27 protein-coding genes (1 of these 27 only partly in view) are annotated in these 24056 nt (G+C 55.5%); 15 read left to right on the forward strand and 12 right to left on the reverse strand.

Annotation, left to right across the window (positions count from 1 at the left end):
• Positions 1-7: 7 nt before the first annotated feature.
• Positions 8-307 carry a hypothetical protein gene (locus ACJJH9_RS21035; protein WP_444923905.1) on the reverse strand — a complete coding sequence of 100 codons (300 nt, stop codon included), beginning with the start codon at positions 305-307 and terminating at the stop codon, positions 8-10.
• Positions 308-423: 116 nt separating this feature from the next.
• Between ACJJH9_RS21035 and hisB the strand changes: the two genes are divergently transcribed.
• From hisB to hisF, 4 genes are read left to right on the forward strand one after another with little or no spacing between them, the layout of a single operon-like run.
• On the forward strand, positions 424-1011 hold the full coding sequence (gene hisB / locus ACJJH9_RS21040) for an imidazoleglycerol-phosphate dehydratase HisB (protein ID WP_444883132.1): 588 nt from the start codon (positions 424-426) through the stop codon (positions 1009-1011).
• On the forward strand, positions 1011-1661 hold the full coding sequence (hisH, locus tag ACJJH9_RS21045; RefSeq protein ID WP_444899532.1) for an imidazole glycerol phosphate synthase subunit HisH: 651 nt from the start codon (positions 1011-1013) through the stop codon (positions 1659-1661). Before hisB ends, hisH begins: the two co-directional genes overlap by 1 nt.
• Positions 1662-1713: 52 nt before the next feature.
• Complete coding sequence (gene hisA / locus ACJJH9_RS21050; protein ID WP_444883130.1) at positions 1714-2445, forward strand: 1-(5-phosphoribosyl)-5-[(5-phosphoribosylamino)methylideneamino]imidazole-4-carboxamide isomerase; 732 nt, start codon at positions 1714-1716, stop codon at positions 2443-2445.
• Positions 2445-3206, forward strand: coding sequence for an imidazole glycerol phosphate synthase subunit HisF (gene hisF / locus ACJJH9_RS21055; RefSeq protein ID WP_444923906.1), 762 nt, complete (start codon positions 2445-2447; stop codon positions 3204-3206). The genes hisA and hisF overlap by 1 nt, the downstream gene beginning before the upstream one ends.
• Before the next feature lie 80 nt (positions 3207-3286).
• Here hisF and ACJJH9_RS21060 read toward each other — a convergent pair whose 3' ends face one another.
• From ACJJH9_RS21060 to gpmI, 3 genes are all read right to left on the reverse strand, one after another.
• Entirely contained in the window at positions 3287-4648 is a 1362-nt protein-coding gene (locus ACJJH9_RS21060; protein WP_444883128.1) for a S41 family peptidase, read from the reverse strand.
• A gap of 212 nt (positions 4649-4860) precedes the next feature.
• On the reverse strand, positions 4861-5988 hold the full coding sequence (locus tag ACJJH9_RS21065; RefSeq protein WP_444923907.1) for a murein hydrolase activator EnvC family protein: 1128 nt from the start codon (positions 5986-5988) through the stop codon (positions 4861-4863).
• A complete protein-coding gene (gpmI, locus tag ACJJH9_RS21070; RefSeq protein ID WP_444923908.1) occupies positions 5988-7535 on the reverse strand; it encodes a 2,3-bisphosphoglycerate-independent phosphoglycerate mutase in 1548 nt (515 codons plus the stop codon). The genes ACJJH9_RS21065 and gpmI overlap by 1 nt, the downstream gene beginning before the upstream one ends.
• A 227-nt stretch (positions 7536-7762) precedes the next feature.
• Between gpmI and ACJJH9_RS21075 the strand changes: the two genes are divergently transcribed.
• The 6 genes from ACJJH9_RS21075 to smrA all read left to right on the forward strand — a co-directional run bounded on the left by ACJJH9_RS21075 (position 7763) and on the right by smrA (position 11169).
• The gene (locus ACJJH9_RS21075) at positions 7763-8179 is read left to right on the forward strand and encodes a rhodanese-like domain-containing protein (RefSeq protein ID WP_444883125.1); all 417 of its coding nucleotides are present in this window, start codon (positions 7763-7765) and stop codon (positions 8177-8179) included.
• 39 nt (positions 8180-8218) lie between these two features.
• On the forward strand, positions 8219-8479 hold the full coding sequence (gene grxC, locus ACJJH9_RS21080; protein WP_444903415.1) for a glutaredoxin 3: 261 nt from the start codon (positions 8219-8221) through the stop codon (positions 8477-8479).
• Between the two features lie 158 nt (positions 8480-8637).
• Positions 8638-9132, forward strand: a complete 495-nt coding sequence (gene secB / locus ACJJH9_RS21085; protein WP_444883123.1) for a protein-export chaperone SecB — start codon at positions 8638-8640, stop codon at positions 9130-9132.
• 122 nt (positions 9133-9254) lie between these two features.
• Positions 9255-9707, forward strand: a complete 453-nt coding sequence (locus ACJJH9_RS21090; RefSeq protein ID WP_444883122.1) for an acyl-CoA thioesterase — start codon at positions 9255-9257, stop codon at positions 9705-9707.
• Positions 9700-10563 carry an SDR family oxidoreductase gene (locus ACJJH9_RS21095; protein ID WP_444923909.1) on the forward strand — a complete coding sequence of 288 codons (864 nt, stop codon included), beginning with the start codon at positions 9700-9702 and terminating at the stop codon, positions 10561-10563. Before ACJJH9_RS21090 ends, ACJJH9_RS21095 begins: the two co-directional genes overlap by 8 nt.
• Positions 10564-10581: 18 nt before the next feature.
• On the forward strand, positions 10582-11169 hold the full coding sequence (gene smrA, locus ACJJH9_RS21100) for a DNA endonuclease SmrA (protein WP_444883121.1): 588 nt from the start codon (positions 10582-10584) through the stop codon (positions 11167-11169).
• 168 nt (positions 11170-11337) lie between these two features.
• Here smrA and ACJJH9_RS21105 read toward each other — a convergent pair whose 3' ends face one another.
• Positions 11338-11835: an META domain-containing protein gene (locus ACJJH9_RS21105; RefSeq protein ID WP_444923910.1), complete on the reverse strand. Its 498-nt coding sequence runs from the start codon at positions 11833-11835 to the stop codon at positions 11338-11340.
• A gap of 64 nt (positions 11836-11899) precedes the next feature.
• A complete protein-coding gene (locus tag ACJJH9_RS21110) occupies positions 11900-12373 on the reverse strand; it encodes an META domain-containing protein (protein ID WP_252083757.1) in 474 nt (157 codons plus the stop codon).
• Positions 12374-12554: 181 nt separating this feature from the next.
• Here ACJJH9_RS21110 and pyk point away from each other — a divergent pair, with 181 nt between their 5' ends.
• On the forward strand, positions 12555-13991 hold the full coding sequence (pyk, locus tag ACJJH9_RS21115) for a pyruvate kinase (RefSeq protein ID WP_444923911.1): 1437 nt from the start codon (positions 12555-12557) through the stop codon (positions 13989-13991).
• A gap of 704 nt (positions 13992-14695) precedes the next feature.
• On the opposite strand, the gene ACJJH9_RS21120 is transcribed toward pyk, so the two are convergent.
• From ACJJH9_RS21120 to hutC, 5 genes are all read right to left on the reverse strand, one after another.
• Positions 14696-15196 (reverse strand): hypothetical protein, encoded by a 501-nt coding sequence (locus tag ACJJH9_RS21120; RefSeq protein WP_252083754.1) that lies wholly within the window; start codon positions 15194-15196, stop codon positions 14696-14698.
• Between the two features lie 97 nt (positions 15197-15293).
• The gene (locus tag ACJJH9_RS21125) at positions 15294-15635 is read right to left on the reverse strand and encodes a hypothetical protein (RefSeq protein WP_444923912.1); all 342 of its coding nucleotides are present in this window, start codon (positions 15633-15635) and stop codon (positions 15294-15296) included.
• A gap of 284 nt (positions 15636-15919) precedes the next feature.
• Complete coding sequence (hutH, locus tag ACJJH9_RS21130; protein ID WP_444923913.1) at positions 15920-17470, reverse strand: histidine ammonia-lyase; 1551 nt, start codon at positions 17468-17470, stop codon at positions 15920-15922.
• Positions 17471-17737: 267 nt separating this feature from the next.
• Entirely contained in the window at positions 17738-19414 is a 1677-nt protein-coding gene (gene hutU / locus ACJJH9_RS21135) for a urocanate hydratase (RefSeq protein ID WP_444923914.1), read from the reverse strand.
• 88 nt (positions 19415-19502) lie between these two features.
• Entirely contained in the window at positions 19503-20213 is a 711-nt protein-coding gene (gene hutC / locus ACJJH9_RS21140; protein ID WP_252083750.1) for a histidine utilization transcriptional repressor HutC, read from the reverse strand.
• A gap of 187 nt (positions 20214-20400) precedes the next feature.
• Here hutC and hutI point away from each other — a divergent pair, with 187 nt between their 5' ends.
• Positions 20401-21630 (forward strand): imidazolonepropionase, encoded by a 1230-nt coding sequence (gene hutI / locus ACJJH9_RS21145; RefSeq protein ID WP_444923915.1) that lies wholly within the window; start codon positions 20401-20403, stop codon positions 21628-21630.
• Complete coding sequence (hutG, locus tag ACJJH9_RS21150) at positions 21614-22582, forward strand: formimidoylglutamase (RefSeq protein WP_444923916.1); 969 nt, start codon at positions 21614-21616, stop codon at positions 22580-22582. Before hutI ends, hutG begins: the two co-directional genes overlap by 17 nt.
• Before the next feature lie 49 nt (positions 22583-22631).
• Here the strand turns inward: hutG and ACJJH9_RS21155 are convergent, their stop codons facing one another.
• A complete protein-coding gene (locus tag ACJJH9_RS21155; RefSeq protein ID WP_444887504.1) occupies positions 22632-23054 on the reverse strand; it encodes an organic hydroperoxide resistance protein in 423 nt (140 codons plus the stop codon).
• A gap of 191 nt (positions 23055-23245) precedes the next feature.
• Between ACJJH9_RS21155 and ACJJH9_RS21160 the strand changes: the two genes are divergently transcribed.
• On the forward strand, positions 23246-23746 hold the full coding sequence (locus ACJJH9_RS21160; protein ID WP_252083746.1) for an RNA polymerase sigma factor: 501 nt from the start codon (positions 23246-23248) through the stop codon (positions 23744-23746).
• A protein-coding gene (locus tag ACJJH9_RS21165) for a hypothetical protein (protein ID WP_444923917.1) crosses the window boundary here: on the forward strand, positions 23746-24056 show its 5' portion. 283 nt of this gene lie beyond the right edge of the window; the window shows 311 of its 594 coding nt (coding positions 1-311); it begins with the start codon at positions 23746-23748; its stop codon lies beyond the right edge, outside the window. Before ACJJH9_RS21160 ends, ACJJH9_RS21165 begins: the two co-directional genes overlap by 1 nt.

Below are 24056 nucleotides of genomic sequence, written 5' to 3' on the forward strand. Positions count from 1 at the left end.
TTTAGGGTTAGCTGAGAGACAGGGACAGGGGAGGGGCGCGCGCGCTCTGGCGCTCCGGCTGGCGATCGCGCGCTGCTAGCGCAGAGGGCCGGTTGTAGTGACTTTGGGGCTCAGCCTGAACGAGCAGTGGCTCGCTGCCGAGTGCTCCAGGCGAATGCATGCAGCACAGGTCACACAGTTCCACCTGGCTGTTACCAAGATGGAAGTGCTCCGCCCACAGCGGCTGAGCTGCTACTAATGCAAGTAGCAGGAACAGGCTGGCCCAGTAATGGGATTTTCGGCGCTTTAAGGTAACCATACCGCGCATGATAGGTACTTACGGTTACGAATCAAGTTTCATCTGACACTAGCGAACCACAGAGGGCATCATTCATCTTATAATCTGCGCCCTCTGTCTTATTGCTCATAAAAGGAACGCTTTCGATGCGCAAGGCTAGCGTCACCCGCGACACACTGGAAACCAAGATTCAAGTCAGCGTCAATCTGGACGGCCAGGGGCACGGCCAGTTTGCTACCGGCGTTCCTTTTCTCGAGCATATGCTCGATCAAATTGCCCGTCACGGCATGATCGACATGGATATTCATTGTGATGGGGATATCCATATCGATGACCACCATACGGTGGAAGATATCGGCATTACCCTCGGCAAGGCCATTACTCAGGCGCTGGGGGACAAGAAGGGGATGACCCGTTACGGCCACAGTTATGTCCCCCTGGATGAAGCTCTCTCCCGCGTGGTGATCGATTTTTCCGGCCGCCCCGGTCTGGTGATGGATGTGCCTTTTACCCAGAAACGCATCGGTAATTTTGATACCGAGTTGTTCTATGAATTCTTCCAGGGCTTCGTCAACCACGCATTGGTAACAGTGCATATCGATTGCCTGCGCGGCCACAACGCCCACCATCAGGTAGAGACAGTATTCAAGGCCTTCGGCCGCGCCCTGCGCATGGCGCTCACCCTGGACCCGCGCATGGCTGGCACCATGCCCTCTACCAAGGGGGTGTTGTGATGGGCAAGATCGCGGTCCTCGATTACGGTATGGGCAACCTGCACTCGGTTGCCAGTGCTCTGGATAAGGTGGCGCCGGAAGCCGAAGTGGTACTGGCGCAAACCCCGCAGCAGGCCCAGGGGGCGGAGCGTTTGTTGGTACCGGGGGTGGGCGCCATTCGTGACTGTATGGCAGGATTTGTTGACGCGGGCTTTGCGCCGTTGCTCAAAGACGCTATCGCGGCGGGTACACCGGTATTGGGTATCTGCGTGGGTATGCAAATCATGATGCGCCACAGCGAGGAGAATAACGGTATCGATTGCCTGGATATCTTCCCGCAACCGGTGAAGTTTTTTGGCAAGGACCTGCCGCGAGTTGCCGCAGGTGAACGTTTAAAGGTTCCACATATGGGGTGGAACCGGGTGCAACAAACCCGCGAGCATCCACTGTGGGCCGGTATCGCCGACGGCAGCCGCTTCTACTTTGTGCACAGTTACTATGTGCCGGCTGATGATAATCGGGATCTGGCTGGGCGCACCGATTATGGTGTCCCCCTGGCGGCTGCGGTGGCGCGTGAGAATATCTTCGCCACCCAGTTCCATCCGGAAAAAAGCGCCGAGACTGGCCTGCAATTACTAAAGAACTTTGTCAGCTGGAATGGCCGGGCCTAAGCCCAGCAGACCTTTCCTGACATCAATAACTACCGCCGACGAAAGACAGAGCATGATTGTAATTCCCGCTATCGACTTAAAAGACGGCCAGTGTGTGCGCCTGCGCCAGGGCGAGATGGACGACGCCACCGTATTTTCCGATGATCCCCTGGCTACCGCCCAGCACTGGGTGGACCAAGGGGCCAAGCGCTTGCACTTGGTCGACTTGAATGGTGCCTTTGCCGGCAATCCAGTCAACGGTGAAGCTGTAACTGCCATTGCCAAGCAATTTCCCACATTGCCGGTACAGATCGGCGGTGGCATCCGCGACTTGCATACTATCGAGCGCTATCTGGATGCCGGTGTGACCTGGGCCATTATCGGCACCGCCGCGGTGAAACAGCCGAAACTGGTCGAGGAGGCCTGCCGCGAATTCGAGGGCCACGTAATTGTCGGGCTTGACGCCAAAGATGGCCTGGTGGCTACTGAGGGCTGGGCCGAGGTGTCAGAGCTAAAGGCCACCGAGCTGGCCAAGCGCTTCGCGGATTGTGGTGTCAGCTCCATTGTGTACACCGATATCGCTCGCGACGGGATGATGCAGGGCGTCAATATCGAGGCCACTCTGGAAATGGCCCGTGCGGTACAGGTGCCGATAATCGCCTCCGGTGGTGTCAGTAGCATTGAGGATATCGAGCAGCTGTTGGAAACCGGTGAGATCTACGGCGCGATTACCGGCAGGGCGATTTATGAGGACAAGCTGGATCTGCGCGCGGCGCAGCAGCTCTGCGATCAACGGAGCAAGTAATGGCACTGGCGAAACGTATTATTCCCTGCCTCGATGTCGATGCCGGGCGCGTGGTAAAGGGCGTTAATTTTGTCAATATCCGCGATGCCGGCGACCCGGTGGAGATTGCCCGCCGCTACAACGAGGCGGGTGCGGATGAAGTTACCTTTCTCGATATCACCGCTACTCATGAGCAGCGCGACACCCTACTGCACACCGTGGAAAAAATGGCCCACGAGGTGTTTATTCCACTTACCGTGGGTGGCGGTGTACGTACCCTGCAGGATATCCGCAACCTGTTAAATGCCGGCGCAGACAAGACCGCGATCAACTCCGCAGCGGTGAAAAATCCCGAGTTTGTGCGTGAGGCCGCAGAGCGTTTTGGCAGCCAGTGCATCGTAGTGGCGATTGACGCCAAACAGGTGGGGGAGAACCGCTGGGAAATATTCACCCATGGCGGGCGCCAGCCCACCGGCATAGACGCTGTGGCCTGGGCTCGGCAGATGGCGGAGTTGGGTGCTGGGGAAATACTGCTCACCAGTATGGACCGAGATGGCACCAAGAACGGTTTTGATTTGGCCCTGACCCGTGCGGTCAGCGAGGCGGTGCCAGTGCCGGTCATTGCCTCCGGTGGCGTCGGCAATCTCCAGCACCTGGCCGAAGGTGTTCTGCAGGGCGGCGCCGATGCGGTGCTGGCGGCCAGTATCTTCCACTTTGGAGAATACAGCATCGCCGAAGCCAAGGCGTTTATGCAGGAAGCGGGAATAGAGATGCGAGTTTAGCCTGCGGGCTGACGAAGGCTGGATGTCACTGCTGGGGCGGATGCGCTGGCGGCGGGCTTGAGCCCGCCGCGCGCCAGTTACTACTGTTTATCTGCGCGGGCAAAGCGTTCGCGCAGACCCCGGTCCCTGTGAGCGTAGAGATTCAGCCCTTTAAGTACATTGAGTGCTTCGAAGATCTGGTTGTCGCGATCCATCCAGTTGTCGCGCTCTCCCTCTTCCCGTTCCCGCGCGCGGTCTTCCGAGGTGCGATCAGCCCCGCCGTTGCCATTGTTCAAATGGCCGGCCAGGTCCGCCTCGGTGGGGCGCTGCATATCTTTCAAACGGGTGATCTTGGCCCTTTCCACAACAATATCTGGCGTGATGCCCTGGGCCTGGATGGAGCGGCCATTAGGGGTGTAGTAGAGCGCGGTGGTGAGTTTGATGGCGCGTTCGCTATTGATAGGTATCACGGTCTGTACCGAGCCCTTGCCGAAGCTGTCGGTGCCCATCACCACGGCGCGGCGATGGTCCTGCAGGGCTCCGGCGACAATTTCCGCCGCCGAGGCGGAGCCGGCATTGATCAGCACTACCAGCGGGGCGCCTTCGGTGAGGTCGCCGGGTTCGGCGGAGTAACTCAGGTTGGCAGCCTCATTGCGGCCTTCGGTGTAGACCACCAGCCCTTCCTCAAGGAAGGCGTCGGCCACTTCCACCGAAGACTGCAGCACGCCGCCGGGATTGTTGCGCAGGTCGATAATCAGGCCTTTGAGCGCCCCTTTCTTTTGAAGTTTGATCAGCTCTTCCGCCACATCGGCGCCAGTATCCAACTGAAACTGGCTGATGCGCAGATAGCCGTAGCCTTCATCGAGCACCTTGCTGCGCACACTGCGCACGCGCACGGTGTCCCGCTTGAGGGTGACGTCGAAGGGCTGTTTGCGGCCCTTGCGGGCGATAGTCAGGGTGACGCTACTGCCTTTGGGGCCGCGCATCCATTCCACCGCCTCATCGAGGCCGACCCCCTTCATGGATTTGCCGGACAGGCGTAGTATCACATCACCGGCTCTGAGACCCGCGCGCGAGGCGGGAGTGTCATCCATGGGGGTGATCACAGTGATATGGTCATCTTCGATACCCACCTCAATCCCCAGGCCGGCAAATTCGCCGGTGGTGTTGGCCTGTAGATCGTCGAAAGAGCGGCGGTCCAGGTAGGAGGAGTGGGGATCGAGTCCTTGCAGCATACCTTTGATGGCGTACTCCAATAGGGTGCGATCATCCACTTCTTCCACGTAGCCCTGACGGATTTGTTCGAACACCTTGGCGAAGCTGCGCAGGTCTTCGAGGGGGAGGCGCCCGCTGTTCTCGGTGGCGAGATTGGGTTGTTGGCCACCTTCGCTGAGACCCATTAACGGCAGGGCTGTGAGGGCGGCGGCTCCGAGAAATGTGGTGAGCGCCTTGGAGATGAACATATTGTTGTGACCTCTGCCTTATTTCTTCGCTGCTTTGCGAAAGTGTAGACCGCAGAGATTGGCAGGGATTCTAATGCGCCGCCAAATTCTACTGTGCCACAGGCTTAGTCGTGAAAAGCCCAACTGCCTTACAACTCCCTTTTGCGCTGGTGCACAAGTCCGGCGTCAGGGGAAAAAATGGGCGTATCGTCGCAGAAGAGAGCGGCAAAGTGTCAGCCACGGCACCAGCCGGTGGGATCGCGGGCCTGGCCGCGATGGCGTATTTCAAAATAAAGCCCACTGTGGGTGAGGCCGCCACTGTTGCCTACCCGAGCGATAGTGTCACCGCTCTCCACCCACTCACCGACATTGCGGCTGAGGGATTGGTTGTGTGCATAGAGGCTCATATAGCCATCGCCATGATCGACAATCACCAGCATGCCGTGGCCGCGCAGGTAATCAGAAAAGACGACGCGCCCGCGGTGGATTGCCTGCACGGGCGCCCCCTCGGCGGCGCGAATAATCACCCCCTTCCAGCTGATTCCATTGGCGCGGCGCTGTCCGAAAGCATTGGCGCGTCGGCCCTTGACCGGCCACTGCAATTTTCCCCGCTGCTTTGCGAAGGGTTTGTGCTGGTCCGGATTTACCAGGGTGGCGATCGCGCGCCCGACTTCATCGATCAGGGTCTGTAGGCGTTTTCGGTCCCCTTGCAATTGCTTGAGTTCACCACCGCCATTGGCGAGCCGCGCCGCGAGTTTTTCCAGGGTGCGCTTGCGTGTTTGTTGCGCGCTGCGCAATTTGTCCTGGCGCTCCTGCAGCTGTGCCCGTTCCGCCTGCAGGCTATTGCGCTCGCGCTCGATCGAGGCGGAAACCGTTTCCAGCGAGGCGAGGGTTTGCAGGTAGTTGTCGATAACGCGGCTGCGTTCTTGGAGGAAGTAATCGTGGTAGCGAAGTTGGCGGGCGATATTCTGTGGATTTTGTTGGTTGAGAAGGAGCTTGATCTGTTCTTGTCGGCCCAGTCGGTAAGCGGCGGCGATCTCCTGCTCGACCCGCCGCTGCATACTTCGTCGCGCTTCTTGCAGCTGCTTCTGCTCCTCTTGCAGTTCTCGCAGCTTATCCGTGCGGCTGCGCATATCCCGCTTGATCTGGTCTATGCGCTGGTACAGCCCAGAGATATCTTTCTCGTTCTCTTCCAGATCCTTGAGCAACTGGTCGCGCTGGCCGCGCACCTGGTTGAGCTCCTGTTGCAGGGAGTCGATGCGCTGCTTGATTTCCGCGAGGCGTGCCTGCTGGTTCGCTTCCGCCTGGCTCCAGGCGGGCAGTGACAGCAGGGCAATCAGGAAGAGTACGAGAGTTTTCATCAGTCCATTTTTACCAAACTGTGGCCGGTCATTTCCGCCGGCTGTGGCAGATCCATCAACGCTAACATGGTTGGCGCCACATCCGCCAGACTGCCTCCGTCACACATTTGCACATTGCGTTCGCCGATGTATACAAAAGGCACCGGCAGGGTGGAGTGCTGGGTACTGACCTGGCCGGAGTTGGTGTCGAACATCTCTTCCACATTGCCGTGGTCGGCGGTGATCAGCACTTCACCACCGGCACTCAGGGCTGCATTCACGACACGCTCAACACATTGGTCCAGGGCTTCTACGGCTTTTACCGCCGCTTCAAAAACACCGGTGTGGCCGACCATATCGCCGTTGGCATAGTTGCACATAATGGCGTCGTACTCGCCGCTCTCAATCGCCGCGACCAGCTTGTCGGTTACTTCCGGCGCGTTCATTTCCGGCTGCAGGTCGTAGGTGGCTACGTCCGGAGACTTGATCAGCTCGCGGGTTTCGCCGTTGTAGGGCGCTTCGCGGCCGCCGCTGAAAAAGAAAGTCACATGGGCGTATTTTTCGGTTTCGGCAATGCGCAGCTGGGTCTTGCCCTGGGCAGACAGATATTCACCGAGGGAATTCACCAGGTTTTCCGGTGGGAAGGCGCAGCTGGCGTGGATGTCTGCGGCGTATTCAGTGGTCATGACAAAGTCTGCCAGCTTGGGCTGGGCCTTGCGCTCGAAGCCGCTGAAGTCTGCTTCGGTAAAGGCGCGGGTCAGTTGGCGTGCGCGATCTGGGCGGAAGTTCATAAAGATCAGAGCATCGCCATCTTTGATGGGAGCGGGCTCGCCGATCACTGTCGGCGCAACGAATTCATCATTTTCACCGCGCTCATAGGCAGCAGCTAATCCCGCCAGGGCGTCAGTGGCTTTGTGTTCTGCGGTACCCAGGGTGAGCATGTCGTAGACAGATTCGGTGCGCTCCCAGCGCTGGTCGCGATCCATAGCAAAGTAGCGGCCTGCCAAAGTGGCCATGTGGGCATTGCCGACGGTGTCGCACACCTGCATCAGGCGCGCGATGGAGGGCTCGGCGCTGCGCGGCGGCGTGTCCCGGCCATCCAGGAAAGCGTGTACGTAAATGGCGCGGGCTCCGCGCTGGGCCGCCAGGGTCACCATCGCGACGATATGGTCCTCGTGACTGTGTACGCCGCCCTCGGACAGCAGTCCCATAATATGTACCGCGCCGTTGTTGGCGATGGCCTTATCTACCGCAGCGGTGTAGGCGGTATTGCGGAAGAAGTCGCCGTCCTGAATGGCCTTATTGATACGGGTGAAATTTTGGTAAACCACACGGCCGGCTCCTAGGGTCATGTGTCCCACCTCGGAGTTACCCATCTGCCCTTCTGGCAGCCCCACCGCCATACCGGAGGTCTGGATCAGGGTCTTGGGGCGCGTCGCCCAGATGTTGTCCCACACTGGGGACTTCGCGGCGCGAATGGCGTTGAACTCGGCATTGTCGCTGTGGCCGAAGCCGTCCAGAATCAGCAGGACCAAGGGGCGTTTGTGCGGGGCTTGCGAAGCGGCCATAGCGACGGATTTCCTCTATCGGGTGGTTTGGATTGCGGACGCGGATTTTAACCCGTTCGGCCATCGTTTAACTACGTCGAATAGTGTTGGGTGAGTCCATTTGAGTCTATATCCATGCCGTTGGAGTATGATTTTGCTGGTTAGAAATTCGCCACAATCGTGTATACTCCCGCCAGCTTTGGCGCAGCTGCGCCGTAACGATAACCACGATGGATTTTGGGGGCGGAGTGGATTTTTTCGTTTTTTTAAGTGAGCAATGGCTGCTGGTCGGCTTGCTCGTGGCACTGCTCTATGCGCTGGTTCTGAGCGAGCGTTACAAGGCGGGCGTACCGGTTTCCCTGCACGAAGTGACCCGACTGATCAACAGTGATGGGGCCAAGGTGTTGGATGTGCGTGATCGCAGCGAGTTTACTGCCGGGCATATTGTCGATGCACTGCATATCCCCCACGGGGAAGTGGCGGAGCGGTTCGCCGAGCTGGAACCCTTTAAAGATAAAGTGGTGATCGTCGCCGATAAAATGGGTCAGCACGCAGGCCCTGCGGGCCGCCTGCTTAAGCAGAAGGGCTTCCAGGTACGCCGCCTACAGGGCGGTATGAGCGAGTGGAGCAACCAGAATCTGCCCCTGGTCAAAGGCAAGGGCTAGCTCAGTAGTTTTATAGATGGCTTTAGGTGGAGTTTTATTATGCAGGATGTAGTCATCTACACCACCCGTTTTTGTCCCTACTGTATTCGCGCCAAGCAGCTGCTCGACAGCAAGGGTGTGAATTATCGCGAGATTGCGGTGGACAATAAACCTGAGCTGCGCGCACAGATGGCAGCCAAGGCTGGGCGCCGGTCGGTGCCGCAGATTTGGGTCGGCGACTTCCATGTGGGCGGTTGCGATGATCTGATGGCCCTTGAGCGCAATGGTAAGCTTAATGGCTTGCTTAAGTCCGCTGGCTGATAAAGGTTGACGCCGCGTGCCTCACGCGACTCTTTATATTTGCTATTAATCCGGTCCGGGCCTTGAAACGGTATTTGCAGGCCCCAATCTGAAGGCTCATACAGGGAGTCTTTCTCACGGAAGGCATCAATAAACTTTTTATAAAAACAGGCAGTAACATGGCTGAAGAATTAAACGGCGCGGCAAACGCAGAGGCTCCACAAGTACAATTCGCGATGCAGCGCATCTACCTGAAGGATCTCTCCTTCGAGACTCCCATGGGCGTTGAGGTTTTCAAGAAACAGTGGAAGCCCCAGGTAAATCAAGAGCTGAACACCAAGACCGCCAAGGTTGAAGAAGACCTGTACGAAGTGGCACTGACGCTCACTATAACCGTGAAGCTGGAAGAAGACACCGCTTTCCTGGTGGAAGTGAAGCAGGCTGGTCTGTTCGGTATCAAGGGACTGGAAGGTCAGCAGCTGGCACAGGCCCTGAATACTGCCTGCCCACAGATCCTGTTCCCATACGCTCGCGAAGTGATCGACAACGCGGTTGTTAAGGGTTCTTTCCCGGCTCTGATGCTGCCGCCAGTTAACTTCGACGCCCTGTTTGCCCAAGCCCTGAATCAGGCGCAGCAACAAGCGGAAGGCGCACAGGCTAACGCGGACGCATAATCCGTTCAGCTTTCAAAAAAAAGGTCCCATCAGGGGCCTTTTTTTATATCTGCTATTTGCCCACTTAGCGTGATAAATAAAAATAAATACCAGTCATTTATGAGATCCAGCGAGGGCTGCCTATGCAATGGGATTTACCCAATCCATTTATCCACAGAGTCAGGGTAAGTGCTGAGCATGTGGATGGATTGCACCATGCCAATAATGCCGAGTATGTGCGTTGGTGCGAGGCTACCGCCTGGGCCCATAGTGCCGCATTGGGTCTTGATGTCATAAATTACCAGGACCTCGACCGGGGAATGGCCATTCGTCATGGGCAGTATGACTATATACTGGCGGCGAAAGAGGCGGATGAACTGGTATTCGGCACCTGGCTCACCGAGGTGGATGGGCGCTTGAATATGACCCGCCACTTTCAAGTCTTTCGCGCCGCCGATGGAGCATTGGTATTGCGGGCCCAGTGGCGGTTGGTATGCATCGAACTTTCCAGTGGTAGACCGAAGCGCATGCCGGCGATCTTCAAGGAAATTTACAGTCCGGCAGTGACTGCCCCGGAGGCTGAAAAAAATGAGTGAAGAGTTTGTAACCCTGACAGAAAATACAGGGGCGCTTAAGGACAAGACCATCTTTATCACTGGCGCTAGCCGCGGTATTGGCCGTGCCATAGCGCTCAAGTGCGCGGCGGATGGCGCTAATATTGTGATCGCCGCCAAGTCTGCAGAGCCACACCCGAAGCTACCCGGCACCATCTTCTCAGTAGCGCAGGAGGTGGAGAGCGCTGGCGGTAAGGCCTTGGCCCTGCAGGTGGATGTGCGCGATGAGCAGCGGGTGCAGGAAGCGATGGCGCAGGCAGCCGACAAGTTTGGTGGTATCGATGCAGTGATCAATAACGCCGGCGCGATCAACCTGAGCAATGTCGAGTCCACCCCGCCCAAGCGTTACGATCTGATGCAAGACATCAACAGCCGTGCAGTGTACCTGACGGCGCACCTGGCGATTCCCTACCTGAAGAAATCGGATAGCGCCCATATCCTCAGCCTGTGTCCACCGCTTAACCTACAGCCCAAGTGGCTGGGGCCTTTTGCGCCCTACGCACTGTCCAAGTTTGGCATGACTATCCTCAGCCTGGGGTTGGCGGAGGAGTTGCGCGAGGCGGGGGTTGCCGTTAATACTCTGTGGCCGCGCACTCTGGTGGCTACCGCCGCCATTGAGTTTGCCGTGGGTAGCCGCGAGATGTTTGAGCAGAGCCGCAGGCCGGCGATTATGGCCGATGCCGCCTACGAAGTACTGATCACCAAGGACGCCGCCTTGAGCGGGTGTCAGCTGATCGATGAGGAACTTCTGGTGGAACGCGGGGTAAAAGATTTTACCGACTATGCCCACAACCCCGATAATGCGGGGGACCTGACTAAGGATTTATTTTTGGACTGACGCTGGCGGGGGTATTTCATGAGCGGCGACAGCAAGCTATTCAAAGACGCTCTCGGTGAGCTGGGAGACGTGAAACCGCTGGTGCAGGAGCGCCGCGTCACCCTGCGCAAGGAGAGCGAGCCATCCGAGCGTATCTTGCGCGAGCGCCGTGCTGCTGCGACGCGTTTGACCGAGCGCGAAATGAACCCCCTTTCCGGTGAGTATATTGAGCTTGTGGCGCCCTGGGACCCTATTGAATTCAAGCGCGATGGGGTGCAGAACGGTGTGTATCGCAATCTGCGCCTGGGCAAGTACACGGTGGATGCACGCCTCGACCTACACCGCCACTCGGTGGAAATGGCGCGCAGTGCCGTTGTGGAGTTTGTGCGTGATTGTGTCGAGGCGGATGTGCGCTGTGCGCTTATTACCCACGGCAAGGGCGAGGGCCGCAAGCAGCCCGCACTTTTGAAAAGCTGTATCTATCACTGGCTGCCGCAACTGGATGAGGTGCTAGCATTCCACAGCGCGCAAAAACAACACGGTGGTATGGGCGCTACTTACCTTTTGCTGCGCAAAAGCGAGCGCAAGCGTCAGGAGAATCTGGAGAGGCATCAGCGGCGCTTTTGAGGTCCGTTATGTCATTTTTCTGTCATCTGTGAGAACTATGATGCGCGCCGAGGCTTTCCAATGCGATTGCGCATCTGACTCATCTTTTTGATTCTTCTTGATTGTAATATTGGCGACCCTATGGGTCGCCTTTTTTATGGCTGCGCTACAGGCATTGGTATCGGGAATTCAACGCATAATGTCATCGACCCGGTTAAATTCTAGCCGTGTGGATTTGTCATTACTGCTCAAGATCAGCTTGTCACCCACCACTTCGAGAAAACGGGTTTTGCGCAGGGCTTTCAGGTAGTCGGCCTCTAGTTCATCACTGGGGCGGCGGTTTCCCACTCTGGAGATAATCGGCGACCTGGGCCAGGAAAGTTCGCCGCTGCTCTCGAGAGAAAAGCGCCCCAGATAGGGATTGATGCCACCGTTACCCCGTACGTAGCCGAAGCGATCACAGGTAAAGAATGGGCGCTCGCGCCAGAACTTTTTCCACAGTAGCGTGTACTCGTAGGTGTTCTCGCCATCTCGGAGGTTTGAGAGTATCCAGTCGTGCTCACAGGCAGACCACGCCGGCTGTTTGGGGGGCTGGGGAGAGGGCTCCCTGAAAGACATACACCCGGAAAAAAGCAGGCTCAATACGGCTGGGACCACAAGCTGCAAGCGTAAGTGAGATCGCGGCATGATGTCGTTCTCATTGTTTTTGCGACATTTAATCGTAAAAGCTATCAGTGGTCTGTGGTGGTGTTCAAGATCCTGCCCTGACATATTCAATATAAATATCGCCAGAGGCGTCGCGAAGGATCAAACGCTTACCGCGGGACTTGGTAAATGCCTGGCGAGTACCGGCCAGGGCGCGCAGGTAGGCATTTTCCTGCTGCAGTAGGATCTCCGGGCCGCTCATCTTGGTCGAGGCGAAGCTGGAACTGTCCCACAACATCAGGCCGTTTTCAGTTATCTGCAGCTCGCCACGGTAGGTATTAATACCGCTGCGCCCCATCACATTGCCATCGAGATTACACACGAAAGTAAAATCTGCAGGCTTCTGGATCGGTACCGCAGCGCCGTTAATACGCAGGCGTACCAGCTGCCACTTCTTATTGCAGACCGAACTTGCAGTTCCCGCACTCTGCACAACTCGGGCTTCTTCCGCACTATTCGACAGGCATCCGCCAATGACCAGCAGGGCCCCCAGCAGCCACAGTTGCACCAACCTGCTCATCGGCGAGTTACTCCCTGACCCTTGCACCTACAATGTCGAACGGGCCTGTCGCTTTAGCCTATAACCCGCTCTATGCAAAGCTTAGTCGCTGGCCTCTGTTGAGAGACGACAGGTGTGACAAGCTATGCTTCTCCTGTGAAAGCGAGTGCTATCCGGGCAGTAAAACGAGGCTAGGTGCGGCATGATCCGGCGGACAAAAATAGTCGCAACACTGGGTCCCTCAACCGATAAGGGGGACACCCTGGGGCAACTGGTCGCCGCCGGGGTGAACATCGTGCGCCTGAATTTTTCCCATGGTGAAATCGACGAGCACCGCCGCCGCGCCGAGCAGGTTCGGGCAGAGTCCGCTCGCCAAGGGTGTCATATCGCCATATTGGGTGATCTTCAGGGGCCGAAAATTCGTGTGGGCAAGTTCACCGATGGCGGTGTGCATCTCAGCACTGGTGCCGAGTTTACTCTGGACCCTACTTGGCCAAGGGAGCAGGGCAACAGCGCCGGGGTTTCGGTGGATTACACCGAGCTGGCCGAGGACTGCCGCCCAGGAGATACCCTGCTGCTGGACGACGGGCGACTCAGTCTGCAGATCAAGAAAATTGAAGGCAGTGCGGTTATCACTGAGGTACAGGATGGGGGCTGGCTCTCCAATCGAAAAGGAATTAACAAGCGGGGCGGTGGCCTCACCGCGCCCGCATTAACGGACAAGGATTTGTGCGATATTCAAGTTGTCGCCGATCTGCAGCTGGACTACTTGGCGGTGTCCTTTCCTCGCGATGCGGGGGATATTCATAGGGCGCGGGAGCTTCTACAGCAGGCGGGGGGTAGCAGCCAGATTGTCGCCAAGATTGAACGGGCCGAGGCGATCTCTTCTGATGAACACTTGCAGGAGCTGATTCTGGCGAGCGATGTCATCATGGTGGCGCGCGGCGATCTGGCAGTAGAGATTGGCGATGCGGAATTGATGGGGGTGCAAAAACATTTAATTCGTTTTGCCCGCTATCTGAATCGCACGGTAATTACGGCAACACAGATGATGGAGTCAATGATCTCCAGCCCTGTGCCTACGAGAGCGGAGGTGTGTGATGTCGCCAATGCGGTGTTGGATGGCACCGATGCGGTAATGTTGTCGGCGGAAACCGCCAGCGGGGACTACCCGGTGGAGACTGTTCGGCATATGGACGAGGTAATTATTGGGGCGGAAAAACACCGTGCAACACAGCGCCCTTCGGATAGTTTGCGTGGCAATTACCCTGCAGGGGATGCCTGTATCGCCATGGCTGCAATCACCATTGCCAATCACTGTCGAGATATCAAGGCTATTATCTGCCAGACAGAAACGGGCAACACAGCCCTTTTGATGTCCAGGGTTCGCGCAGCCATTCCGATTTACGCCTTTTGTCGGCACCGTAGAGTTTGTAATCGGGTTGCCCTTTATCGCGGCGTCGATCCGGTTTTAATGGCGGTGGCAGGTATGGATGGTCCCTCCCGTGACCACAAGGCAATCGACCACTTGAAGCAGCGCAGTCTTTTAAAATCGGGGGATTTTGTCTTGGTTTCCCGTGGCTATCGACAAGATGCCGGCGGCCAGACTGATACCCTGCGGGTCGTAAGAGTTGAGTAAGCATTTTTTCTGCTCTGGGCGAAAATTCAATTTTTATTTTTTAAATCTAAATCCCGACTTTTTTATCTGTATTTTTCTGGCAATTAATAAATTCGTTTTTTAGCCGGGACGTGCGCAGCGCACTAGAGTTTTTGTTTCCAGTTCCTGTTCAACGCAGTGAAATTTTTTCCCGTTGAGTGATAAAGATTTTGGGGTGCCCTGTGATTTAGTTGTGGAACAGCCGGTAATGCTTATTACCAGTGTCACAGCAAGCAGTTTCGGCAGGAGTTTCTGCACTGCACTTACCTCGCAAGGTTTACAGGATTCGCTTTCTTAACTCAGGGTAGTGGTAATAGCTGTCAAAGTGAGGAAAAGAACGCCAATTTGCAAAAAGTAGCGACAGAGCTGTTGAATGGCTAAAGATAAAACAGGCGTTGGTACCCAGTGAGTAAACTCGCCGGTCACTATTGTGGAGTGGATGTGAATTATCGAAGAGAGATTTTTCTGATCACTCTTTTTTTGCGCGCAAATAAGTAATCAAATATTTCTAAATGATTAATTCAAAGTTACTAGAGGACCAATTTAAAATTTGTATTGATGTTGTTTTGTGGATTGGTGAGCCCGCAAAATACCAGTAATGTTATTGATCTGTACCGGCATTTTGCGGGCAAAATGAAATATCTGGATTTCAGCTATTTCAAGGCTGGATTAATAGCAGCTAAACGCTAGCGTCTTCTATGGTGATATCCACCGCGGACGCGATGGTGCCCACGCACTCTGTAGCTGCGGTGGCTGCGATATCCTCGGTGGCCACCGCGATAGTAACGGTGCTGGGCACGATAGCGGATTTGTGCAGCACCGGGGGAGTTAAAGCGGTTGTAGTAGGGAAGCCCGCGATAAAAGTACCTGGCCCGGTAGCGGGGGTTGCCGCGATAACCTGGTGCGCGGTAATAGGAATAGGCACCGCGATAATAATAGCCATAGCGCGGGGTTGCCCGGTAATACTGGTAAACCGGTGTGCGGTAAGAGACATAGATATTACTGGAGGGATAGTAGTTCGGGGTTGCGTAAGGGTAAACAAAGGAAGATGTGTAGGCCACTCCCCCTCCTCTGTAGTAACCGCCGTAGTAGCCACCGTTATAGTAACTATCGGTTGCACAGGCACCTAAAGTTAGGGCCGTGCATACCGTGACGGCAATAAAAGCCGTCTTAACAGCTCTATTCATAGTGCAATCTCCGGTAAGCGAAAGTTCCCCCCGGAGAGGCCCGGCAGGGGCCAAGCCCCTTTATGTGTGCCAAATGGACGCACACAGAATTTCTTTCTCAGTAGGGCCTGGCCTGGTAGGGCGGATCGGGCAGATCAATTACCTGGTAACTTGTGTTCACCACCGCGGGCGGCCTCAGGCGATAAAAATTCCCATCCCAGTAAAAGTTGCAATGCTGCATGTTGTGGCAGGTTCCATCGGGGTGGCAGTGGGCATAGCGGCCCCGTAGGTTGTAATATGACCTGCTGTAATAAGGGCTATATCCGTAATAGCTAGCTGAGCAGTCATAGCCTCCTCCGCAGGGGTAACCTGTTCCGTTACAGGCTGACAGGGCAAACCCTGTGGCAATAGCCAGCGCGTAGCCCGAGTGGCGGAGCAGCCGAAGCGACAGCGGTTTCATCTAGACCTCCACACCTTTTGGCGGGTAAAACGTCTAATTGTCAGCCTAGCACTTTTGGCGCAAATTTCCTCACAAAGAAAAAAAATTGTTCTAGCGGTACTTGATAAAGAAAAACTTGTCTCTTTACTGATTTTTTTGTTTTAAATTGCGACCGCGGACAAACAGCTACTTTAGAGTCGCTGTTGCTGGCGGACCAAAGACAGAGAAAAAAATACCGGGGTTTTGGCCCCGGTATTTAGTAACGAAATATTCTATAAAAACTAATTTATAGAAATTAAAGGAAATTAATGACTACTTGGGAGCAGGGCTGGATCAATGGATTCCAGGTAGGCGCCGCTGCTCAGCAATTGCTTCGCCTCTTCAATATCCGGGGCAAAGTAGCGGTCCTTGTCATAGAAGGGTACTCGCGCGCGCAGTTTTACCTTGGCGGCCTCCAGTTTTTCCGTAGATTTTAACGGCGCACGGAAATCCAGTCCCTGGCAGGCAGCGAGTAGCTCCACCGCCAGGATGCCACAGGTATTGTCGGCCATATCCCGCAGGCGACGGCCGGCAAAGGTGGCCATGGATACATGGTCTTCCTGGTTGGCGGAGGTGGGCAGTGAGTCCACGCAGGCAGGGTGCGCCATGGATTTGTTCTCACTGGCAAGCGCCGCTGAGGTGACCTGGGCGATCATAAAGCCGGAGTTCACCCCGCCATTTTCCACCAGGAAGGGAGGCAGGCCGGATAGGTTACTGTCGATCAGCAGCGCCATGCGACGCTCGGATAGAGAGCCGATTTCTGCCAATGCCAACGCCAGGTTGTCGGCGACCATAGCAACAGGCTCTGCGTGGAAGTTACCACCGGAAATAATGTCGGAGTTATCCGGATTTTCCTCATCGGTAAATACCAGCGGGTTATCGGAAACACCATTTGCCTCGGCCAACAATACTTCTGCAGCGAAGCGCATCTGCTGCAGGCAGGCACCCATGACCTGGGGCTGACAGCGCAGGGAGTAGGGGTCCTGCACTTTTTCGCAGAATTGGTGGGAATCACCGATCTGGCTGGTTTCACCGAGCAGGTCCCGATAAATTGCCGCTACGTCGCGCTGAGCCTGTTGGCCGCGGGCGTTGTGAATACGATCATCGAAAGGGCGGCGTGAGCCCTTGGCGGCTTCCAGGGTAATAGCACCGGTTACCAGGGCGCCGGCGAACAAGTCTTCACTGGCGAACAGGCCGAGCAGGGCAAAGGCGGTAGAAGCCTGGGTGCCATTTAGCAGGGCGAGGCCCTCTTTGGGAGCCAGGGTAATAGGCTCTAGCCCTGCCGCTTTGAGGCCTTCGTGAGCACTCTTGCGCTCACCCTTGATAAATACTTCCCCTTCACCGAGAAGTACCACGCTCATATGAGCCAGCGGCGCCAAATCGCCAGAAGCGCCGACAGAACCTTTCTCAGGAATAGCGGGGTATACACCGGCATTGACCAGTTGCATTAAAGCTTCGATAACCTGCGGGCGCACACCGGAGAAGCCGCGCGCGAGCGAGTTGATTTTCAACACCATCAGCAAACGCACGGTGGCTTCACTCATAAAGTTGCCGGTACCGGCGGCATGGCTCAGTACAATAGCGCGCTGCAGGTTTTCCAGGTCGTGCTTTTCAATGCGGGTGTTGGCCAATAAACCAAAACCGGTATTAATTCCGTAAACCGTGCGCCCCTCGGTAATAACCTGGGCAACAGTGTGGGCAGAGGCTTCAATAGCGGGGTAGGCGCTTTTCGCCAGGGACAGCTGCACCGACTCGCGGGCTACCCGGCGCAGTTGCCCAAGGCTCAATTGACCGGGATCGATTTCCAATTGATACATAAACTCATTCACCAAAAAATATTTACTGCTTAGCAGGCTGTTGAAAAACAGCCTGCGTGGGCGGTGCGAAAGCGCCTGCCGCAAAATCAAGCACTGCAAATGCTTGATTTGAGTGCCCATCTTTGTGGACATGTGCCGCAAAGATGGCTTGAAAAAGTCGCTTGTTGGCTTTTTCAACACCCAGTTAGGTGCCGGCGGCGCAGCCCGATCAAAGTTATTCGGGCTGTAAAAGATTTCCGCCGGCGGTATTTTTATTGCGGTAAAAAATCAGTCGTTCAGCATGGGCAGGTCTAGGCCCTGCTCTTTTGCGCATTTTTTTGCGATCTCATAACCGGCATCGGCGTGGCGCATTACGCCGGTGGCGGGATCATTCCAGAGAACCCGTTCGATACGTTTGCGCGCAGCTTCGGTACCGTCACAGACAATGACCACCCCAGAGTGCTGGGAGAAGCCCATGCCTACGCCACCACCGTGATGCAGGGATACCCAGGTAGCGCCGGAGGCAGTGTTCAGCAGGGCATTCATCAGCGGCCAGTCGGAGACAGCGTCGGAACCATCCATCATGGCTTCAGTTTCGCGGTTGGGGCTCGCTACAGAGCCGCTGTCGAGGTGGTCGCGGCCGATCACTACCGGTGCTTCCAATTCACCGTTGGCTACCATCTCGTTAAATGCCAGTGCCAGGCGCGCGCGATCTTTCAGGCCCACCCAGCAGATACGTGCGGGCAGTCCCTGGAAATGAATCCGCTCGCGGGCCATGTCGAGCCAGTTATGCAGCTGCGGATTGTCGGGAATCAGTTCCTTAACCTTGGCATCGGTCTTGTAGATATCCTCCGGGTTGCCGGACAGGGCGGCCCAGCGGAAAGGACCGACACCTTCGCAGAACAGAGGGCGAATATAAGCGGGTACAAAGCCGGGGAAATCGAAGGCATTTTCCACACCTTCCTCGAGAGCCATCTGACGAATATTGTTGCCGTAGTCGAGGGTCGCGGCTCCGCGCTTTTGCAGCTCCAGCATGGCTTCAACCTGAACCGCCATAGACTGTTTGGCAGCCTTTACTACTGCGGCTTCATCTTTCTTGCGCATCTCCGCTGCGTATTCCATGGTCCAGCCCTGAGGCAGGTAGCCATTTAAAGGATCGTGAGCGGAAGTCTGGTCGGTAACCGAATCCGGCAGAATATTGCGTTTTACAATTTCCGGGAAAATATCTGCTGCGTTGCCCAGCAAGCCAACGGAAATGGCTTCGCCTTTTTCCATCGCGGCTTCAATCATTTGCAGGGCTTCGTCGAGGCTGGTGGCTTTTTTGTCGACATAGCCAGTGCGCAGACGGAAATCGATACGGGTTTCGTCGCACTCTACTGCGATCATGCTGAAACCGGCCATGGTCGCCGCCAGTGGCTGAGCGCCACCCATGCCGCCGAGGCCACCGGTAAGAATCCATTTGCCTTTCGCTTCGCCCTTAAAATGTTTGCGTGCGACTGCGGCAAAGGTTTCATAGGTACCCTGGACGATGCCTTGGGAGCCGATATAAATCCAAGAGCCGGCAGTCATCTGGCCGTACATGGCCAGGCCTTTTTTATCCAGCTCGTTAAAGTGTTCCCAGTTGGCCCAGTGGGGTACCAGGTTGGAGTTGGCAATTAAAACCCGGGGTGCATCGACGTGGGTTTTAAAGACTCCGACAGGCTTGCCGGACTGCACCAGCAGGGTTTCGTCGTCTTCCAGGCGCTTTAGTACCTCGACAATTTTGTCGTAGCATTCCCAATTCCGCGCGGCGCGGCCGATACCACCGTAAACCACCAGGTCCTCCGGGCGTTCAGCTACCTCGGCGTCCAGGTTGTTCATCAACATGCGCAGGGGAGCTTCGGTGAGCCAGCTTTTGGCATTGAGCTCACTGCCGCGAGGCGCGCGGATTTTACGGCTGGGGTCGTGGCGTTTATCAGCGGACATACATTCCTCTCAAATTATTTGGTAAAAATTCTTGCGCCCTATGATTGGCAATCCAGTGTTGCTGGGACGTATGAGATACATGCAGAAATTAGAATCTCAGCTGAGCCCCCAGGCGGTAGCGTTTACCCGGGTGCACCAGGCGGGCAAAGCTCACAGTACCGGCGCTACTCTTGGTACGCCGCCACACCTGTAGGCAGGCATCGCCGGTGGCGATCTCCAATGCGTAGGCAATAGAAGCTTCTGCTGAGATTGCCTCAACCGTGGTATCCGCCTCGGTCAATGGTGCGACCCTGGAAAGATAGGCGTTTGGCGTGGTGTGGGCGAAATCCTGTTGTAAGTATTCGGGAGCCAGGGCCGGATTGGTAAAGCGCTCTTCCCACTGAATGGGAACGCCGTTATCACAGTGCACAATAATGGTGTGAAAGACCTTGGCCTGTTCCGGCACTTCCAGGGCACGGGCTACTTCGGCATTAGCCATACAATGTTGTGCCAGCAAAATTCGATTGCTGTAGCTGTGGCCGCGTGCTGAAATTTCATCAGCAATATTGCGCACTTCTAACAGGGAGCCAGCCGGTACTGGTTCGGCCACAAATGTACCGAGTCCCTGGGAGCGCATCAGCACCCGCTCATCGGTCAATTCACTTAAAGCGCGTCTGGCGGTCATACGGCTGACACCGAATTCCTGCGCCAGCTGATTTTCTGAGGGCACCTGGAAATGCACAGGCCAGCTGCCGTTTTCGATGTTTTGCCGGATATGGCGCTTGATCGCCGCGTAGCGGGGTTCGCTTGCAGTATTCATACTCGGATTTAGTGCCTTTATGGCTTGTATATGGTTGTATATACAAGAAATAATAGAAGCTACTATGGTTGTCTTAAAGATGACTGTCAAGCCGGGGCGATGGTCTGTATGCTGACTGCCCAAATCCCGCTCGGTATTGCACTGGGCATCTATGGTTAAAGAAGGAAAAGCGCGCCGCTAGAAGCTTATGACAGAACGCTGTGACCTACTGATTACGAATGTGAACGCCGCTACCATGGACCCTTCGATTGCCGGGGGCTACGGTGCTGTAGAGGATGCCGCAGTGGCGGTAACCGGCGGCAAGATTGTTTGGCTGGGGCCGCGTCGCGAGTTACCGGACTGTGCTCCAGATAAGGTGATCGACGGTGAGGGGCAGTGGTTGACACCGGGCCTGATCGATTGCCATACCCATCTGGTTTACGGCGGTCACCGCGCTGGAGAATTTGCCCGCCGCCTGGGCGGGGAGAGCTATGAAGAAGTAGCCCGTTCTGGTGGTGGCATTATTTCCACTGTGAGGGCCACTCGTGCCGCCAGTGCTGAGGAATTATACCGTTTGTCGGAGCCCCGCCTTCGCGCCTTGATGTCCGAGGGGGCGACCACTGTCGAGATCAAATCCGGCTATGGCCTGGATCTGGATACGGAGTTGAAGCAACTTCGCACCGCTCGCCGTTTGGCGCAGCACAATTCGGTGGAAATCGTTACCACCTGTTTGGCCGCTCACGCCTTGCCGCCGGAATACGATGGTCGTGCCGATGAATATATCGATTTGATTTGCGAGCAGATATTGCCGGCAGTTGCGCGCGAGCAACTGGCCGATGCGGTGGATATGTTCTGCGAAACCATCGGCTTTACGGTAGAGCAGTGTCAGCGGGTAATTGATGCCGCCAAGCAGTTGGACATGCCTATTAAAGTGCATGCCGAGCAGCTGGCACGCACTGGCGCCACTGAGATGGCAACCAAAGCCAGCGCCCTCTCCGCAGATCATATTGAATATATTAGCGATGCGGATGTGCTGGCCATGGCTGAAAGCGGCACTGTGGCAGTATTGCTCCCGGGAGCTTTTTATACTCTGCGCGAGACCCAGATGCCACCGGTAGAGAAACTACGCGAGGCGGGGGTTTGTATGGCCCTGTCCACCGATCTGAATCCCGGTAGCTGCCCTATCGGTTCTCTGCGGTTAATGATGAATATGGGCTGCAACCTATTTGGCCTTACCCCAGCGGAGGCGTTGGCCGGGGTGACTCGCGCAGCCGCGCGCGCCTTGGGGCTCTGCTGTTCCCGCGGAGTACTGCGGCCCGGATTGCGCGCAGATATGGTGTTATGGCCGATGGATACCCCAGATCAGCTGGCCTATGAATTTGGCGCGCTGAAACCCGCACAGATTTTCCTGGGAGGTAAAGATGTTACAGCTGGCTGATATGCGCTTGTGGAGTGGCCGCACAGACAGCGAGGACGGTCGCGCCGGGGAGCGTTGGCACCAACGTGTTTCGCCGCTGCAGCTGGATAACCCCCCTGGAATTGCCATCCTCGGTTTCGCCTCGGATGAAGGTGTGCGCCGCAATAAAGGGCGTATTGGCGCTGCGAAAGGGCCGCGAATCCTACGCTTGGCGACTGCCAATCTGCCCGCCACCTTTGATTTACCTCTTTATGATGCCGGCAATGTGCGAGTCGATCGTGAGGATTTGGAATCCGCACAGGCACTACTCGGTGCGCGTATCAATGAGTTGCTGGCTAACGGACACTTTCCCCTGGTTTTGGGGGGTGGACATGAAATCGCGTTTGGTAGTTATCAGGGAATAGCGCGATGGATGCGCGAGCTTCACCGAGAGAAGACCCTGGGTATTATCAATTTTGATGCCCATCTGGATTTGCGCATTCCTTCACCCAAGGGTTCCTCGGGTACACCTTTCTATCAAATTGCGGAACAGTGCCAGATCAATGGCCGCCCTTTCAATTATCTCTGTGTCGGTGCTGCCGATAATGCTAATACGCCGGCGCTTTACAATCGTGCCGATGAACTGAGTGCAGAAGTCATTCGCGATCGAGAAATTAGCAGCTGGAATCTGGATAAAATAAAACAGCAGATCCGGGACTTTACCGTTAAGGTGGACTTTGTGTACCTCACAGTATGCCTGGACGTATTACCAGCAGCAGTAATGCCTGCGGTCAGTGCCCCCTCTGCGCGCGGAGTCCCGCTGGAATTACTCGAAGAGCTATTGGATACCGTTCTGGACTCAAACAAGGTTTGCTTGGCGGATATGGCCGAGTTTAATCCCTATTTCGATATTGAGGATCATGGTGCGCGTACTGCAGCAAGGTTGGTTTTCCAAATAACCAATGGGGCCGCGCGCTCAACTCGCCAAGAGTAAGAGGGTAAAGTGGCCTGTAAGGCTGCCAGGGGTTGGCAGCCTTATGCTTCTAAACCGTAATATGCAGCCTCACGGTAATATTATTGCGGGTTGCATTGGAGTAGGGGCAAACTTCCTCGTGAGCTTTTAAGGCCACGCGTTCAGCTACCACCTGATCCATGCCCGGTAGCTCTATATAGAGATCAACTTCCAGCCCAAAGCCTTTCCCGCTGGGTCCTATGCCAACTTCAGCTCGCACACTGGTATCGTTCGGTGTAGCGACCTTTTCCTTGTCCGCAACAAATTTCATTGCGCCGATAAAACAGGCCGAATAGCCTGCCGCAAATAATTGCTCAGGGTTGGTACCACTTCCGCCATCCCCGCCCAGCTCTTTGGGAATGCTGAGCTTTACGTCTAGGGCGCCATCCGACGAAGCCGCCTGTCCATCACGTCCACCTGTCGCCGTGGCGACTGCCGTATAGAGAGCCTTCATAAGTGTGTCCTCAGAAATTTTGCAGACCAAGTGTAGTTGTCTTGGCTTGTGTCGGTATGTAAAGCCTGAGGTAAATCCGAGTTATCGGATCAAACGAAGATATCGACACCGATTGAAGATGTAGACGAAATTTTTTGTAAGGTTCTTGGCGTCGCCGGTACAGTACTCATTACAAAAAAATGGAGTAGCCGGTGGATTTACGGGATCAATTATTTCAGCAGGCGATAAGCGAGTATGCCGAGGGTATCTCCCGAATAGCGCGCAGCTATGTGCGCACTACTGCAGAACATGAGGATCTGCTCCAGGAGATATGGTTGGGTTTATGGCGAGCGTTACCCTCCTTTCGAGGGGATGCCAGCTTAAAAACCTTTGTCTATCGCATTGCTCACAATCGTTGTGTAACCGAAATAGCCAGAAGAAAACCTCAACATGCGGGTGAGGAGGAATTGATGACTTTACCAGACAATCAAGCGGGTCCCGATGAGCGCCTGGCAGAAGAGCGAAAGTCAGAGCGGCTGCTAATTGCGGTTAAAAAACTACCACTGGGCCTGCGTCAAACCCTGACCCTGCGTTTAGAGGGGTTAAGCTATATGGAAATTTCAGAAGTGCTTGGTATCAGTGAAAGCAATATTGCCGTGCGCTTGAATCGAGCAAAAGAACGGCTGAACATCTGCTTGTCAGGAGGTGAGTAGTGAATAAAGCGAGCAGTGAAGAACAGTGGTCTGAACTGGAAACTTTATGGAAGCAGCAGCAGGTTAGTATAAAAGTGCCTACTGCTATATTGAAGTGGGTACGTCGCCAGGAGCGGCGTATGCGTTTTGTGATTGTTTCCGAGGTTATCACATGGATTGTCTTAGCACTTTTTATAGTCAAGACAGTACTGGAAAGAAACCTAGCAGATGTATCTATCAGGTTATTCTTTGTATTTAGTATCTTTGCGCTGGGGATTGGATTTTCAATAGTAAATCGACGTGGCTTATGGGGACCATTGGAGGAAACGGC

It is taken from the genome of Microbulbifer mixtoriginis (SeqCode) (assembly GCF_052466715.1).

Bases quoted from the DNA above. Each gene is read 5' to 3' on its own strand.
- ACJJH9_RS21060 (WP_444883128.1), bottom strand. From the start codon at position 4,648: ATGTTCATCTCCAAGGCGCTCACCACATTTCTCGGAGCCGCCGCCCTC.
- ACJJH9_RS21155 (WP_444887504.1), bottom strand. From the start codon at position 23,054: ATGAAGGCTCTCTATACGGCAGTCGCCACGGCGACAGGTGGACGTGAT.
- ACJJH9_RS21120 (WP_252083754.1), bottom strand. From the start codon at position 15,196: ATGAATAGAGCTGTTAAGACGGCTTTTATTGCCGTCACGGTATGCACG.
- ACJJH9_RS21105 (WP_444923910.1), bottom strand. From the start codon at position 11,835: ATGCCGCGATCTCACTTACGCTTGCAGCTTGTGGTCCCAGCCGTATTG.
- secB (WP_444883123.1), top strand. From the start codon at position 8,638: ATGGCTGAAGAATTAAACGGCGCGGCAAACGCAGAGGCTCCACAAGTA.
- hutG (WP_444923916.1), top strand. From the start codon at position 21,614: ATGTTACAGCTGGCTGATATGCGCTTGTGGAGTGGCCGCACAGACAGC.
- ACJJH9_RS21095 (WP_444923909.1), top strand. From the start codon at position 9,700: ATGAGTGAAGAGTTTGTAACCCTGACAGAAAATACAGGGGCGCTTAAG.
- hisB (WP_444883132.1), top strand. From the start codon at position 424: ATGCGCAAGGCTAGCGTCACCCGCGACACACTGGAAACCAAGATTCAA.
- grxC (WP_444903415.1), top strand. From the start codon at position 8,219: ATGCAGGATGTAGTCATCTACACCACCCGTTTTTGTCCCTACTGTATT.
- hisF (WP_444923906.1), top strand. From the start codon at position 2,445: ATGGCACTGGCGAAACGTATTATTCCCTGCCTCGATGTCGATGCCGGG.
- ACJJH9_RS21065 (WP_444923907.1), bottom strand. From the start codon at position 5,988: ATGAAAACTCTCGTACTCTTCCTGATTGCCCTGCTGTCACTGCCCGCC.
- ACJJH9_RS21035 (WP_444923905.1), bottom strand. From the start codon at position 307: ATGCGCGGTATGGTTACCTTAAAGCGCCGAAAATCCCATTACTGGGCC.
- ACJJH9_RS21110 (WP_252083757.1), bottom strand. From the start codon at position 12,373: ATGAGCAGGTTGGTGCAACTGTGGCTGCTGGGGGCCCTGCTGGTCATT.
- pyk (WP_444923911.1), top strand. From the start codon at position 12,555: ATGATCCGGCGGACAAAAATAGTCGCAACACTGGGTCCCTCAACCGAT.
- hutC (WP_252083750.1), bottom strand. From the start codon at position 20,213: ATGAATACTGCAAGCGAACCCCGCTACGCGGCGATCAAGCGCCATATC.
- ACJJH9_RS21090 (WP_444883122.1), top strand. From the start codon at position 9,255: ATGCAATGGGATTTACCCAATCCATTTATCCACAGAGTCAGGGTAAGT.
- hisA (WP_444883130.1), top strand. From the start codon at position 1,714: ATGATTGTAATTCCCGCTATCGACTTAAAAGACGGCCAGTGTGTGCGC.
- smrA (WP_444883121.1), top strand. From the start codon at position 10,582: ATGAGCGGCGACAGCAAGCTATTCAAAGACGCTCTCGGTGAGCTGGGA.
- hutI (WP_444923915.1), top strand. From the start codon at position 20,401: ATGACAGAACGCTGTGACCTACTGATTACGAATGTGAACGCCGCTACC.
- gpmI (WP_444923908.1), bottom strand. From the start codon at position 7,535: ATGGCCGCTTCGCAAGCCCCGCACAAACGCCCCTTGGTCCTGCTGATT.
- hutH (WP_444923913.1), bottom strand. From the start codon at position 17,470: ATGTATCAATTGGAAATCGATCCCGGTCAATTGAGCCTTGGGCAACTG.
- ACJJH9_RS21125 (WP_444923912.1), bottom strand. From the start codon at position 15,635: ATGAAACCGCTGTCGCTTCGGCTGCTCCGCCACTCGGGCTACGCGCTG.
- hisH (WP_444899532.1), top strand. From the start codon at position 1,011: ATGGGCAAGATCGCGGTCCTCGATTACGGTATGGGCAACCTGCACTCG.
- hutU (WP_444923914.1), bottom strand. From the start codon at position 19,414: ATGTCCGCTGATAAACGCCACGACCCCAGCCGTAAAATCCGCGCGCCT.